Annotated in this window: 11 protein-coding genes and 1 pseudogene; 9 read left to right on the top strand and 3 right to left on the bottom strand. The window is 67.1% G+C overall.

Going from position 1 to position 13,619, the window contains the following annotated elements; all coding sequences use genetic code 11:
• From BRAO375_RS23940 to BRAO375_RS23905, 8 genes and pseudogenes are all read left to right on the top strand, one after another.
• Positions 1-288: pseudogene (locus BRAO375_RS23940) on the top strand (carbohydrate ABC transporter permease); the annotation flags it as partial.
• A 14-nt stretch (positions 289-302) separates the two neighbouring features.
• A complete protein-coding gene (locus BRAO375_RS23935) occupies positions 303-1,310 on the top strand; it encodes an ABC transporter ATP-binding protein (RefSeq protein ID WP_009030032.1) in 1,008 nt (335 codons plus the stop codon).
• Positions 1,311-1,358: 48 nt separating this feature from the next.
• Positions 1,359-2,132, top strand: coding sequence for an SDR family NAD(P)-dependent oxidoreductase (locus tag BRAO375_RS23930; RefSeq protein ID WP_009030031.1), 774 nt, complete (start codon positions 1,359-1,361; stop codon positions 2,130-2,132).
• Between the two features lie 29 nt (positions 2,133-2,161).
• The gene (locus tag BRAO375_RS23925; protein ID WP_009030030.1) at positions 2,162-3,808 is read left to right on the top strand and encodes an FGGY-family carbohydrate kinase; all 1,647 of its coding nucleotides are present in this window, start codon (positions 2,162-2,164) and stop codon (positions 3,806-3,808) included.
• A 2-nt stretch (positions 3,809-3,810) separates the two neighbouring features.
• On the top strand, positions 3,811-4,758 hold the full coding sequence (locus tag BRAO375_RS23920) for a carbohydrate kinase family protein (protein ID WP_009030029.1): 948 nt from the start codon (positions 3,811-3,813) through the stop codon (positions 4,756-4,758).
• A 144-nt stretch (positions 4,759-4,902) separates the two neighbouring features.
• Positions 4,903-6,168: a glucose-1-phosphate adenylyltransferase gene (gene glgC, locus BRAO375_RS23915; RefSeq protein ID WP_009030028.1), complete on the top strand. Its 1,266-nt coding sequence runs from the start codon at positions 4,903-4,905 to the stop codon at positions 6,166-6,168.
• Positions 6,165-7,631, top strand: a complete 1,467-nt coding sequence (gene glgA / locus BRAO375_RS23910; protein WP_009030027.1) for a glycogen synthase GlgA — start codon at positions 6,165-6,167, stop codon at positions 7,629-7,631. Before glgC ends, glgA begins: the two co-directional genes overlap by 4 nt.
• Before the next feature lie 353 nt (positions 7,632-7,984).
• Complete coding sequence (locus BRAO375_RS23905) at positions 7,985-9,451, top strand: N-acyl-D-amino-acid deacylase family protein (RefSeq protein WP_009030026.1); 1,467 nt, start codon at positions 7,985-7,987, stop codon at positions 9,449-9,451.
• Position 9,452: 1 nt separating this feature from the next.
• Here BRAO375_RS23905 and BRAO375_RS23900 read toward each other — a convergent pair whose 3' ends face one another.
• Genes BRAO375_RS23900 through BRAO375_RS23890 form a run of 3 tightly spaced genes read right to left on the bottom strand, consistent with a single transcriptional unit; the run spans position 9,453 to position 12,134 of the window.
• Positions 9,453-10,202, bottom strand: coding sequence for a CoA-transferase (locus BRAO375_RS23900; RefSeq protein ID WP_009030025.1), 750 nt, complete (start codon positions 10,200-10,202; stop codon positions 9,453-9,455).
• Positions 10,199-11,017 carry a CoA transferase subunit A gene (locus tag BRAO375_RS23895; RefSeq protein ID WP_035641892.1) on the bottom strand — a complete coding sequence of 273 codons (819 nt, stop codon included), beginning with the start codon at positions 11,015-11,017 and terminating at the stop codon, positions 10,199-10,201. The genes BRAO375_RS23900 and BRAO375_RS23895 overlap by 4 nt, the downstream gene beginning before the upstream one ends.
• Positions 11,018-11,051: 34 nt before the next feature.
• Positions 11,052-12,134: a LacI family DNA-binding transcriptional regulator gene (locus BRAO375_RS23890; RefSeq protein WP_083842522.1), complete on the bottom strand. Its 1,083-nt coding sequence runs from the start codon at positions 12,132-12,134 to the stop codon at positions 11,052-11,054.
• Positions 12,135-12,256: 122 nt separating this feature from the next.
• Here BRAO375_RS23890 and BRAO375_RS23885 point away from each other — a divergent pair, with 122 nt between their 5' ends.
• Entirely contained in the window at positions 12,257-13,558 is a 1,302-nt protein-coding gene (locus BRAO375_RS23885) for a M24 family metallopeptidase (RefSeq protein ID WP_009030022.1), read from the top strand.
• The last annotated feature ends 61 nt before the right edge of the window (positions 13,559-13,619 follow it).

The following is a 13,619-nucleotide window of genomic DNA, read 5'->3' as shown; positions in this document are numbered from 1 at the left end:
GGCCGCGAGCTGATCTACGTGCTGACGCCGATGGCGATCCCCGGCCTTGCCTCGACCCTGCTGCTCAACCTGATCCTGGCGTGGAACGAGGCGTTCTGGACCTTGAACCTGTCGACGTTGGAGGCGGCGCCGCTGACCACCTTCATCGCCTCCTATTCGAGCCCCGAGGGCCTGTTCTGGGCGCGGCTGTCGGCGGCCTCGACGCTCGCGATCGCGCCGATCCTGATCATCGGCTGGTTCAGCCAGAAGCAACTCGTGCGCGGGCTGACCTTCGGCGCAGTGAAGTAACGAAAGGGCTGATCATGGGACGGATCACGCTGGAAGGTGTGCAGAAATCGTTCGGGCCGGTGCACATCATCAAGGGCGCCGATCTCGACATTCCCGACGGCGCCTTCGTGGTGTTCGTCGGCCCCTCCGGCTGCGGCAAGACCACGCTGCTGCGATTGATCGCGGGGCTGGAGGATGTCTCCGGCGGGCGCATCCTGATCGACGGCAACAACGTCGTCGACGTGCCGCCGGCCAAGCGCGGCCTGTCGATGGTGTTCCAGTCCTATGCGCTGTATCCGCATATGAGCGTGCGCGGCAACATCGCGTTCGGCCTGAAGATGGCCGGCCTGCCCAAGGCCGAGATCAACCAGAAGGTCGAGGCCGCCGCGGCGACGCTGAACCTGACGCCCTATCTCGACCGCAAGCCGCGCGAGCTCTCCGGCGGCCAGCGCCAGCGCGTCGCGATCGGCCGCGCCATCGTGCGCGAGCCCAAGGCGTTCCTGTTCGACGAACCCTTGTCCAATCTCGACGCCGCGCTGCGCGTGCAGATGCGGCTGGAGGTGACGCGGCTGCAAAAGCAGCTCGGCACGACCGCAATCTACGTCACTCACGACCAGGTCGAGGCCATGACCATGGCCGACAAGATCGTGGTGCTGAACGCCGGCCGCATCGAGCAGTATGGCTCGCCGATCGAGCTGTATCAGCGGCCTGCGAATCTGTTCGTCGCCGGCTTCATCGGCTCGCCGAAGATGAATTTCATCGTCGGCGACGAAGCCGCGCAGCGCGGCGCCACGACGATCGGCGTGCGGCCCGAGCATATCGCGATCGTCGATGACGGCGGCGAGGGCTGGCGCGGCAAGGTGCTGATCGCCGAGCATCTCGGCAGCGACACGTTCCTTTACGTCGACGCCGGCGCGCTGGGCACGCTGACGGTGCGCTGCGTCGGCGAGAAGCGGCTCAGTGCCGGCGATGCCGTGACGCTCAGGCCGGAACCGAACCGCATCTACCGCTTCGACGAGAGCGGCCATTCCATTTTCGCATGACAGGTGACGTCCCCTCCGGGCGTCAACGACAACCAACGGACGACGACGATGTATCTGGAAAAATTCAAGCTGAACGGCAAGACGGCGCTGATCACCGGCGGTGCGCAGGGCATCGGCCTTGCCTGCGTCGAGGCGCTGGCGGAGGCGGGCGCGCATGTGGTGATCGCCGATCGCGATACAAAGGCGGCGGTGGATGCACAGGCCGCGATGAAGGCCAAGGGCTTCTCGTCCGAGACCGCGCAGATGGACGTGACCAATTCGGCGCAGGTGAGCGCGGTGGCCGATGATCTCGTCGCCCGCCACGGCAAGGTCGACATCCTCGTCAACAATGCCGGCATCGCCCGCAGCGAGACGCCGGCGGAGACGGTCACCGACGAGCACTGGCTCAACGTGCTCGACGTCAATCTCAACGGCACCTTCTGGTGCTGCCGCGCCTTCGGCAAGCACATGCTGGCGGCGAAGAGCGGCACCATCGTCAATATCGGCTCAATGTCCGGCTTCATCGTCAACAAGCCGCAGGAGCAGTGCTTCTACAACGCCTCCAAGGCCGCGGTGCATCATCTGACCAAGTCGCTGGCGGCCGAGTGGGGCGCGCGCGGCATCCGCGTCAATGCGGTGGCGCCGACCTATATCGAGACGCCGCTGAATGCCTTCGTGAAGAGCAACCCGCGCATGTACGACGCCTGGATTGGCGGAACCCCGATGGGCCGGATGGGACAGGTCGAGGAGATCGCCTCGGTGGTGCTGTTCCTCGCGTCGGAGGCGGCAAGTTTGATGACCGGCAGTGTCGTCGTTGTCGATGGCGGCTACACTTGCTGGTAAGCTCGCGTCAAATTTGACGGGAGCGAAACATGCTGCAGGCCTTTGTCGGTGTCGATGTCGGCACAACCAGCACGCGCGCCGGCATCTTCGACGAGAGCGGCCGCCTGCTTGCCGCGGCGCGGCACCCGATCCAGACCTGGCATGAGGCCGGCGATGTCGTCGAGCAGTCCTCCGACGACATCTGGCGCGCCTGCTGCGCGTCGGTCAAAGCCGCGATCGCGGAAGCGGGACTTGCGCCCGAGCTGATCAAGGGCATCGGCTTCGATGCGACGTGCTCGCTCGTGGCGCTCGATCCGCACGGCGCGCCGGTCACCGTCAGCAGCTCCGGCAACGCCGCCCGCAACGTCATCGTCTGGATGGATCATCGCGCGCTTGCGGAAGCCCGCGACATCAATGCGACCGAAGACGACGTGCTGCGCTATGTCGGCGGCTCGATCTCGCCGGAAATGGAGATGCCGAAGCTGCTCTGGCTGAAGCGGCATCTCCGCACGAGCTTTGACCGGGCCGGGCACTTCTTCGACCTCGCCGATTTCCTCACCTGGCGCGCGACCGGCTCGCTGGCGCGCTCGATGTGCACGGTCACCTGCAAGTGGAACTATCTCGCGCACGAGACGCGCTGGAGCGGCGACTATTTTCGCCGTATCGGGCTCGGCGACTTTGTGAGTGAGGACTATGCGCGGATCGGCACCGAGATCGTTCCGCCTGGTACGCCGCTCGGGCGCGGGCTGTCGCGCGAGGCGGCAGCAGAGCTGGGCCTTGCCGCAGGCACGCCGGTCGGCGCGGCGCTCATCGACGCGCATGCCGGCGGCATCGGCGCGATTGGCGGCCGGGGTGCCGAGGGCGGCGAGGTCGATGTCTGTGACCGCCTCGCCTACATCATGGGGACCTCGGCCTGCATCATGGCGACGACGCGCGCGCCGTCCTTCGTGCCTGGGGTCTGGGGGCCGTATTATCAGGGCATGGTCCCCGGCTTCTGGCTCAACGAGGGCGGCCAATCCGCCGCGGGCGCGGCGATCGACCATCTGCTGCGCTCGCATCCGGCATCGGCGGAGGCGACGTCTGCCGCACGGGCCGAGGGGCTCGATCTGATCAGCTACCTGGAAAAGCGCATCATGGCGCGCGCGCCGAGCGCCGGCGCGGCCGCACGGCTCGCGCGTGACGTGCATATCCTGCCCGAGTTTCTCGGCAACCGCTCGCCCTATGCCGACCCGGCTTCGCGCGCCGTCATCGCCGGCCTCGATCTCGACGCCGATATCGGCGCGATGGAGCGGCTGTTCGTCGCGGGCCTCTGCGGCCTCGCCTATGGGCTGGCCGACGTCATCGACGCCTTCGCGGCCAATGGCGTCACAAGCCGCACGCTGGTGATGGCCGGCGGCGCCTCGCGCAGCCCGTTGGTGCGCCAGATCATGGCCGACACGACCGGGATGACGGTGGCGCTGCCGGGCACCCAGGAGCCGGTGCTGCTCGGTGCGGCCATGTTAGGGGCGGTCGCCAGCGGCGCCTTCCGCTCGATCGGCGACACGATGGCCTCGATGTCCACGCTCGGCCGCCTGAGTGACCCGACCGAGCCGGCCATTGCCGACTTCCACCGCCGCAAGCGCCGCATCCACGGCCTGCTGCGGGCGCTTGATCGGGACAGCCGTTCCGTGATGCAAGGGGCCGGCGGGGAGGCGTGACCATGATCCTGAGCTGCGGCGATGCGCTGATCGATTTCGTCCCGGCCAGATCGGCCGATGGACGCGACGTCCTCAGGCCTGTCGTCGGCGGCTCCTGCCTCAACGTCGCCGTTGGGCTGGCACGGCTCGGCGCGCCGACCGGCTTCGTCGGCGGCATCTCGACCGACCTGTTCGGCACCATGATCGCCGCGCATGCTCAAGGCTCCGACGTCGATCTCGCTTATGCCATCCGCAGTCCCGACCAGACCACGCTGGCCTTCGTCCGTCACGTCGGCAACGAGGCGCAATACGCGTTCTATGACGCCGAGACCGCGGCGCGGAAATGGGCGTTCCGGCCGGGCAGCATCCCCTTTGCCGATATCGACGCCATCCATGTCGGTTCAACCACGCTGATCCATGAGCAGGGCGCCCGGGAAACGCGCGCGTTGATTGCCGCAACCCAAGGCGCGGTGACGATCTCCTTCGATCCGAACTGCCGGCCGAACCTCGTGACCGACAAGGCGGCCTACATTGCCGGGATGGATGGGTTCGCAGCGACCGCCGACCTGATCAAGATGTCGGACGTCGATTTCGACTATCTGCATGGCCATGACGATTACGCCGCGCGGGCCGCGGCGCTGCTGGCGCGCGGCACGAGCCTGGTCGTCGTCACGCGTGGTCCCAAGGGCGCGCTTGGCTGGCATGCGCAGGCCGGCGCGGTGGAGGTCGCGGTCCCCAAGGTTAATGTTGTCGATACGATCGGCGCCGGCGACACCTTCCAGGCCGGGATGCTGTTCGCGTTGCGCAAGCTCGGACGGATCGGCCGGGAGGCCCTTCAGGGATTTAGCCAGGCCGAATTGCGCCAGGTGCTGGCCTTTGCGGCCGCCTGCGCCGCCGTGACCTGCACGCGCGAGGGCGCCGACCCGCCGCGCTGGAGCGAAATGGCTGCGACCTGGGACCGCCTGGGCTGAAGCACCCCATTGCACTCGTCATTGGGAACTGGTTGGCTATTTCTCCGTCATATCTCTGAGTACCGACGGGTGGCTCGCGGTCGCAAGCCGCTCGCGCCGGGCCGCGGAATCATGACGCGACAACGAGTTGCAGGGAGGAGAACCATGGCATCCGCCGCAAGGACCGAGCCGCTGTCCCGTCACGCGCTGGCCTTCGTTCTGGCCGGCGGACGCGGCAGCCGCCTGCTGGAGCTGACCGACCGGCGCGCCAAGCCCGCGGTGTATTTCGGCGGCAAGTCGCGCATCATCGATTTCGCGTTGTCGAACGCCGTCAATTCCGGCATCCGGCGCATCGCGGTGGCGACCCAGTACAAGGCGCACAGCCTGATCCGGCATCTGCAGAACGGCTGGAACTTCTTCCGCCCCGAGCGCAACGAGAGCTTCGATATCCTGCCCGCGAGCCAGCGCGTCTCGGAGACGATGTGGTACGTCGGAACGGCCGATGCCGTGTACCAGAACATCGACATCCTCGAGAGCTACAATTCGAAATACATCGTCGTGCTCGCCGGCGACCACATCTACAAGATGGACTACGAGCTGATGCTGCAGCAGCACGTCGACCAGCGCGCCGACGTCACCGTCGGCTGCCTGGAGACGCCGCGGGCGGAATCCTCGGGGTTCGGCATCATCCACATCAACGAGGACGAGACGATCCGCGACTTCATCGAGAAGCCGGCCGATCCGCCGCCGATTCCCGGCAAGCCCGACAAGTCGCTCGCCAGCATGGGCATCTATGTGTTCGATGCCAAGTTCCTGTATGACGAGCTCAAGCGCGACGCCGCCGACCCCAACTCGAACCATGATTTCGGCCGCGACATCATCCCCTATATCGTCAAGAACGGCCGCGCGGTGGCACATCAGTTCAATCGTTCCTGCGTGCGCACCGAAAACGATCCGCGCAGCTACTGGCGCGATGTCGGCACGGTCGATGCCTACTGGGCTGCCAATCTCGACCTCACGGATGTGACCCCCGAGCTCGATCTCTACGACCGCGCCTGGCCGATCTGGACCTATTCGGAGATCACTCCGCCGGCTAAGTTCGTCCATGCCGAGGACGGCCGCCGCGGCGAGGCAGTCTGTTCACTCGTGTCCGGCGGCTGCATCGTCTCCGGCGCCTCGGTGCAGCGCTCGCTGCTGTTTACCGGCGCACATCTGCATTCATATGCGAAAGTACACAATGCGGTGCTGTTGCCCTACGTCAATGTCGCGCGGCACGCGCGGCTGAGCAACGTGGTGGTCGATCGCGGCGTGCAGATCCCTGAAGGGCTGGTCGTGGGTGAGGATCCGGAATTCGATGCCAAGCGCTTCAGGACGACGGAGAACGGCGTCACCCTGATCACCCAGCCGATGATCGACGGGCTCAATTCATGACGCCATTGCGCGTTCTGTCGGTCGCGTCCGAAGTCTATCCCATCATCAAGACCGGCGGCCTCGCCGACGTTGCCGGCGCACTGCCATGGGCGCTGATGGCGGAGGATATCGAGGTCCGCACCTTGATCCCCGGCTACCCCGCCGTGATGAAGGCGCTGGAGCAGGCCAGCGAGATCAGCTCGCTGCCGAACTTCTTCGGCGGCAATGCGCGGCTGCTCGGCGGCAGCCACGGCGCGCTCGACCTGTTCGTGCTCGACGCGCCGCATCTCTACGATCGCGAGGGCAACCCGTATCTCGGACCCGACGGCAAGGACTGGCCGGACAACCCGTTCCGTTTCGCGGCGCTGGCACGCGCGGCGTCCTATATTGGCCTGGGCGCTGTGCCGAGCTTCGTGCCGGATATCGTCCACGGCCACGACTGGCAGGCCGGGCTGGTGCCGGCCTATCTGCTCTACAGCCACCGGCCGCATCCCGGCACGGTCATGACCGTGCACAATTTGGCTTTCCAGGGCCGCTTTCCGCGTCACTTCCTGCCGCCGCTCGGCCTTCCGCCGGAATCGTTCTCGATCTACGGGCTCGAATATTACGGCGACATCAGTTTCCTGAAGGCGGGGTTGCAATTCGCCGACAAGATCACGACGGTGTCGCCGACCTATGCGCGAGAGATCCAGAGCGACGAGCAGGGCATGGGCCTCGGCGGCCTGTTGCGCCAGCGCTCGTCGGATCTCGTCGGCATTCTCAACGGCATCGACACCCATGTGTGGGATCCCGGCAGCGATCCCGCGATCCCGTCGCATTTCGGAATCGAAAAGCTCGAGGCGCGTGCGCCCAACAAGGCCGCGCTACAGACGCGCATGGGCCTGCAGGAGTCACCGGAGACGTTCCTGCTCGGCGTCGTCAGCCGCCTGACCTCGCAGAAGGGGCTCGACCTGCTGCTGTCGTGCCTGCCGACCTTGACCAGCGCCGGCATCCAGCTGGCGCTGCTCGGCGATGGCGAGGCCGAGTTGCGCGACGCGTTCCGCGCCGCGGCTGCGCGTCACCCCGGTCAGATCGGTGTTCTCATCGGCTATGACGAGCAGCTCGCGCATCTGATCCAGGCCGGCTGCGACGCCCTGGTCGTACCGTCGCGCTTCGAGCCCTGCGGACTGACGCAGCTCTGCGCACTGCGCTACGGCGCGCTGCCGATCGTCACGGCCGTGGGTGGCCTCGCCGATACCGTGATCGACGAGACCGAGGCCGGCGTCGCCGCCACCGGATTCAAGTGCGCGGCTGTCACCGCCGAGGCGCTCGACCAGACCCTGCGCCGCGCCGCCGCCGCGTTCTACGCCGCCCGCAGCAACGCCTCGAACTGGACCCGCATGCAGCTCAACGCGATGCTGACGGACGTGTCATGGCGGCATCGGGCCGGACGGTACGCCGAACTGTACCGGCAGATCGTCGCGCAGCGGCGGCCGGCGGGATAACGCCCAGCGGCTTCTGTGGACGCGAGCATTGCGTTGCTTGCGTCGCCTAACCTCTCCCCGCGCGTGGGGTCGCGACGAGCTGCGCTCGCGCTGAGAGGTCGGATTGCATCGCCAATGCAATCCGGGTGAGGGGGGCTCTCCGCGGGGGCGGTGGGTGTGGCTGCCCCTCACCCCAGCCCTCTCCCCGTGAAGGACGGGGAGAGGGAGCACACCATCGATGACGCGCGAGTTCGGGCTTAGCCGCCATTCAGGCAGGCCAGCCCAGCGTGAGGATCATATGGATCGCACTGGACGCATCGCGATGGCCCGCTGATAGTCACGGCCAGTTTTCATGCCGCGCTGTGCGAGACCTCATGCCCGACACCACGCCTTCGTCCTCCTTCGACCTCATCATCCGGGGCGGCACCGTCATCGATGGGACGCGAGCGCCGCGGTTCGAGGCGGATGTCGGCATCAAGGATGGCCGGATCGTCGCCATCGGAGAACTCGGTGGTCCGGCTCAGCGCGTGATCGACGCCACCGGCCGCATCGTCGCGCCCGGCTTTATCGACGCCCACACCCATGACGACAGCGCCGTGCTGGTCGATCCCGGCATGACCTGCAAGGTGTCCCAGGGCGTGACATCAGTGGTGACAGGCAATTGCGGCGTCAGCATCGCGCCGCTGAAGCCGGGCTCGCCGCGACCGATGCCGCTCGGGCTGCTGTCGCCTGGCGATGGCCGGATTGCGGAGTATGCCTCGTTCGCTGATTACGTGGCGGCCTTGCGCGCGGCGCCGGCCGCGGTGAACGTCGCGCCGATGGCCGGCCATACTTCACTGAGGGCTTCTGTCGTGCGCGATCTCGGCCGCGCGGCAACCGACGCAGAGATCGCCGAGATGCGCGATTACGTGCAGGAGGCGCTCGACGCCGGCGCGATCGGCGTCTCCACCGGAACGTTCTATCCGCCCGCCGAGGCGGCGCCGACCGAGGAGATCATCGAGGTCTGCCGTCCGCTGACAGGCAGCGGCGCCGTTTATGCGACGCATATGCGCAACGAGGCGGATGATGTCGTCAAATCGCTGGAGGAGAGCTTTGCCATCGGCAAGGCGCTCGACGTCCAGGTCGTGATCTCGCACCACAAGGTGGTGGGCCCGGCAAACTTCGGCCGCACCAGGGAAACGCTGCCGCTGATCTCCAAGGCGATGAGCTGCCAATGCGTGGCGCTCGACTGCTATCCCTACAATGCGTCGTCGACAATGCTGCACACGGACCCGGCCAAGCTGCAGGTCAAGGTCGTCGTCGCGGCGTCAGGGCCGCATCCGGAAGTCGCGGGCCGCGATCTCGCCGACATCGCCGCCAGCTGGGGCGTCGACCGGCTGGAAGCGGCGAAGCGGCTGCAGCCGGCCTCCGCCATCTATTTCTCGATGGACGAGGCCGACGTGCGGACGATCCTCGCTTTCGAGCCGACCATGATCGGCTCCGACGGCCTGCCGTTCGGCGAACGGCCGCATCCGCGGCTCTGGGGCACGTTCCCGCGCGTGCTCGGCTATTACTGCCGGGAGCTCGAGCTGTTCTCGCTGGAAACGGCGGTGTGGAAGATGAGCGGGCTGACCGCGCAGAACTTCGGCATCAAGGACCGCGGCACGCTGGCTGTCGGCAACCACGCTGACATCACGATCTTCGATGCCGCCCGCGTGCGTGACAGCGCGACCTATGACGAGCCCTGCGTGCCTGCCGCCGGCATCGAGGCGGTCATCGTCAATGGCGCGCTGACGTGGTGGCAGGGCGCGCACCAGAACGCGCGCGCCGGGCAGGTCATCCCGCGACGCGCGCGGCCGTGAGCTAAGCCGCCGCAGCCATGGTGCGTGCGAATTCCGGATAGCATTCGGCCAGCTCGTCGACGATCCGGCCACGAATCAGCTCGACCGTCGCCCGGTCGGGCATGGGTGTCGGCGGCACGATCTCGGGCGCCGCATAATCGAAACCGGTGCGATCGCGGACGTCGTCGGCGGTGTAGCCCGGATGCACCGAGCGCAGCCGGAAGCCGCCGCGCTCGCGATCGAAATCGAACAACGCGAGGTTCGTCAGCAGCGCATGCGGCCCGCCGCGTCGCTTCACCTCGGGTGTCACAGCGGCGGCGCTGACGAAGTCGACCTTCGGCACCAGCACGCGCGGCGAATGCTCCTCGCGAAACAGGATCACGCGCGGGATCAGGTGATAGAGATAGGCCGAGCCGAACGATCCCGGCCAGCGCACGTCCATGCGCGGATAGTCGCCGGTGCCGACCAGGTTGATATTGCCAGCGCCGTCGATCTGGCCGCCGCCGAGAAAGAACGCATCGACACGTCCCTGCGCCGCGCAGTCGAACAGCTCGACGCCGCCATTGGTGAAGAAGTTGTGCCGGCTCGAGCCGAGGATCGAAATGCTGATCGGCGGCTTGCCTTGTTGTTCGTTGCGGGCGCGCAGCAGCATCGCCCCGGCCGCCGGGATGGGTGAGGAGGCGCCGACCGCGACATGGCGGATGCCGTCGAGCAGGCCGGCGATGATGGTGATCAGCAGCTCCTTGCGCGCGCGATCGTCCTGCATGGTCATGCCACCTGCTTGCTGCGGCTCAGGAAAGCCGAGAGATAGGCGCGGAAGCCCTCATCCGTGCGCGCCATCGCGGCGTAGCGCGAAAGCTCCGCGCCATCGGTCTCGTATTCATCCCACAGCGGCAGCGGCCAAGCGCCGTTCTCTGCGACAGCGATGGCGTCGACATAGAGCGCCGGCAGCACGCCGGCCGCGGAGTCCTCGGTGGCCATCAGGTCGCGATCGACGATACGCTCGACGGTGACGAGCGTGCGCTTGGCTGCGTAGGCCATGGTCGCCAGCTCGCGGTAGCGTCCGATGCGGACATTGCCGAAGCGGTCCGCCTCCGGCGCATGAAACAGCGCGACGTCAGGCGTGATCGCGGGCACCACGACGACCTTGCCGGGCTCGCCGACCGGGCTGTCGATCACCTTCCAGTCGGGACGGACCTGCAGCAGGTCGCTGCCGATGATGCCGGCGATCGGCATGAACGGCACGCCCTTCTGCCCGGCCAGGAGGCCGGCATGGATCGCGGGACAGGTGGCGTCACGCAGCTTGATGCTGCCGTCGCGCACGGCCGCCACGAAGCGCGGCGCGCCGCCGGCCTCGCCGAGCGACACCGCGCTGGTCTCCACCACGGAGGCGACGCCGGCGCCGATCAGCAGATCGGCCTGCAGTCCACTGATCGGCACGCAGACGAGGTGCAGGCCGGTGAGGCCAGCGTCGATCATGGCCGCCGTTGCCGCCATCGAGACGCCGGCACGATCGACGGGGATCGCGATCGATTGCCCCGCTGCGATTGAAGCGACCAGCGCCTCCAGACCGACCATCTCCGCCATCGGCGTCTCCTCCTGCTGTTGCTTGGCGTCGAGTTTAGCGGGGCGGCGCGGACCTGTCAGGACCGCGTGCAATCGTCGAGCCGCGGATGACGAGCTCCGGCGCCAGCACGATGTGGTCGGTCGTTGTCTCGCGGCCGGCGAGGCGGTCGAGCAGCAGCCGCGCCGCGGCTTCGCCCATGTCACGCTGCGCGATGCGGACGGTGGTCAACGGCGGCGACACCATGTCGACGAACGGCATGTCGTTGTGGCCGACCACCGAGACGTCGCCGGGGCAGGCGAGGCCAGCCGCGGCGAGCGCGTCATAGACGCCGAGCGCCAGCAGGTCGTTGGCGGCGACGATCGCGGTCGGCCGTGTCCGGCGGGCCAGCAGGCGCAGCGCAGCCTCGCGGCCTGCCGCACGGGTATAGGTTTCCGCAACCTCGACGGGCGTGTGGCGCGCGGCCAGTCCGGCCACCCTGACGCTCGCTTCGAAGCCACCGCGGCGGCGGGCGCCGGTCGAGATGTGTTGCGGCCCTGCGATGTGGCCGATGCGCTGGTGACCGAGCGCCACGAGATGCTCGACGGCGAGCCGCATGCCAGCCGCATCGTCGCTGGCGGCGGAGGGCAAGAGGCCGGCCGCATCGACGCGATTGACCAGCACGACCGGCGGCGCCGCATCCAGACAATGCTGCACGACATCGTCCCGGAGCGTCACTGTCGCCAGCACCAGGCCGTCGACGCCGCGAGCGATCAGGCGATCGACGAGGTCCTGCTCCGAGCCATCGCGGCCGACGTCGACGACGATCGTCGCGTAACCCTGGGCGTTGAGCTGATCGGCGATTCCCGACAGCACCGGCGGGAAGCCGGGGTCGGCGATATCCGGCGCCAGCACGCCGATGAGGCCACTGCGTCCGGTACGCAGGCCTTTCGCCGCCATGTTCAGGCGGTAGCCGAGCGCATTGGCCGCCGCCTGAATTCGCTCCGCGACATCGGCCGCGACCAGATGTTTCATGGCCGGGCTGAGGGCGCGCGAGACCGTCGAGGGGTGCACGCCGCAGCGCGCGGCGACGTCCTTGATCGTCGGTCGCGTCGCCGCGGCCGTACGGGGGCCCAAGGCTGATGACAACGTCCGCTTCATATCCAGCTCCTGATGCCGCAGCGCAACGCCGTTTTCATTCTATCTTGCCTTGACACCCTTAACGCGAATGCAATAAATCCGGCTCTGCAATCGATTGCAATAACAGAATGGGAAACGTCCACATGACAGCCAGCGCGCTGAAGCCACATCTGGTCAGTCCCGAGCATCTCGATCCGCATTGGCGCTGGAGTCGGGCGATCCCGTCGCATGGCCACGTCTCGGTGGATTTCGAGCGCCGTGTCGATTTCGACCGTCTGCGGCGATACCGGCTGGCGCGGGCGCGCATGGCGCTGAAGGCCTCCGGCTGCGGCGCGCTGCTGCTGTTCGACGTCAACAACATTCGCTATGTCTCCGGCACCAAGATCGGCGAATGGGAGCGCGACAAGCTCTGTCGCTTTGCGCTGTTGGCCGGCGATGGCGAGCCGATCGTATGGGATTTCGGCTCGGCCGCTGTGCACCACCGCATCTTCTGCGACTGGCTGGCGCCGGAGAACTGCCGCGCCGGGATGCTGGGCATGCGCGGCACCGTGCCGCCGGCCGTCGGACTGATGAAGGCGCATGCCGAGGAGGTCATGAGCCTGCTGAAGTCGGCAGGCGTGGCCGACATGCCGGTCGGCGTCGACCTCGCCGAGACCGCGATGTTCTTCGAGCTGCAGAACGCCGGGATGAAGGTGGTCGACGGCCAGCAGATCATGCTGGACGCGCGCGAGATCAAGAACATCGATGAGATCATGCTCCTCAACCAGGCCGCGGCCATGGTCGACGGCGTCTATCATTCGATCTACGAGAACCTGAAGCCGGGCGTGCGCGAGAACGACATCGTCGCGCTGGCCAACAAGATGCTCTACGAGATGGGCTCCGACGACGTCGAGGCGATCAATGCGATCTCCGGCGAGCGCTGCAATCCGCATCCGCATAACTTCACCGACCGCATCCTGCGTCCGGGCGACCAGGCGTTCTTCGACATCCTGCAGTCCTATCAGGGCTACCGCACCTGCTACTACCGCACCTTCAATGTCGGACGTGCGACGCCGGCGCAGCACGACGCGTACAAGCGCTGCCGCGAGTGGCTCGACAACGCGATCGCGCTGATCAAGCCGGGCGTCTCGACCGACACCGTCGCCAAGGTCTGGCCGGCGGCGGAAGAGTTCGGTTTCCCGTCGGAGATGGCGGCATTCGGGCTGCAGTTCGGCCATGGTCTCGGTTTGGCGCTGCACGAGCGCCCGATCATTTCGCGATTGGTCTCGCTGGACAACCCGATGGAGATCAAGACCGGCATGGTGTTCGCGCTGGAGACCTATTGCCCAGCGACCGACGGCTTCTCCGCGGCGCGCATCGAGGAGGAGGTCGTGGTGACCGACAAGGGCTGTCAGGTGATCACGCTCTTCCCCGCGGAAGAGCTGCCGATCGCCAATCGGTACTAGGTGAATGCAATTTGGATTCTTCGTCATTGCGAGCGAAGCGAAGCAATGCAGGGCGGCGGGT

This window comes from Bradyrhizobium sp. ORS 375 (assembly GCF_000239775.1).
In the GTDB taxonomy this organism is placed as follows: Bacteria; Pseudomonadota; Alphaproteobacteria; order Rhizobiales; family Xanthobacteraceae; genus Bradyrhizobium.
This window is presented reverse-complemented; position numbering and strand designations above follow the sequence as displayed.

Excerpts from the sequence above, each read along its gene's own strand:
- BRAO375_RS23935 (WP_009030032.1), top strand. The coding sequence starts at position 303 with ATGGGACGGATCACGCTGGAAGGTGTGCAGAAATCGTTCGGGCCGGTG.
- BRAO375_RS23930 (WP_009030031.1), top strand. The coding sequence starts at position 1,359 with ATGTATCTGGAAAAATTCAAGCTGAACGGCAAGACGGCGCTGATCACC.
- BRAO375_RS23925 (WP_009030030.1), top strand. The coding sequence starts at position 2,162 with ATGCTGCAGGCCTTTGTCGGTGTCGATGTCGGCACAACCAGCACGCGC.
- BRAO375_RS23920 (WP_009030029.1), top strand. The coding sequence starts at position 3,811 with ATGATCCTGAGCTGCGGCGATGCGCTGATCGATTTCGTCCCGGCCAGA.
- glgC (WP_009030028.1), top strand. The coding sequence starts at position 4,903 with ATGGCATCCGCCGCAAGGACCGAGCCGCTGTCCCGTCACGCGCTGGCC.
- glgA (WP_009030027.1), top strand. The coding sequence starts at position 6,165 with ATGACGCCATTGCGCGTTCTGTCGGTCGCGTCCGAAGTCTATCCCATC.
- BRAO375_RS23905 (WP_009030026.1), top strand. The coding sequence starts at position 7,985 with ATGCCCGACACCACGCCTTCGTCCTCCTTCGACCTCATCATCCGGGGC.
- BRAO375_RS23900 (WP_009030025.1), bottom strand. The coding sequence starts at position 10,202 with ATGACCATGCAGGACGATCGCGCGCGCAAGGAGCTGCTGATCACCATC.
- BRAO375_RS23895 (WP_035641892.1), bottom strand. The coding sequence starts at position 11,017 with ATGGCGGAGATGGTCGGTCTGGAGGCGCTGGTCGCTTCAATCGCAGCG.
- BRAO375_RS23890 (WP_083842522.1), bottom strand. The coding sequence starts at position 12,134 with ATGAAGCGGACGTTGTCATCAGCCTTGGGCCCCCGTACGGCCGCGGCG.
- BRAO375_RS23885 (WP_009030022.1), top strand. The coding sequence starts at position 12,257 with ATGACAGCCAGCGCGCTGAAGCCACATCTGGTCAGTCCCGAGCATCTC.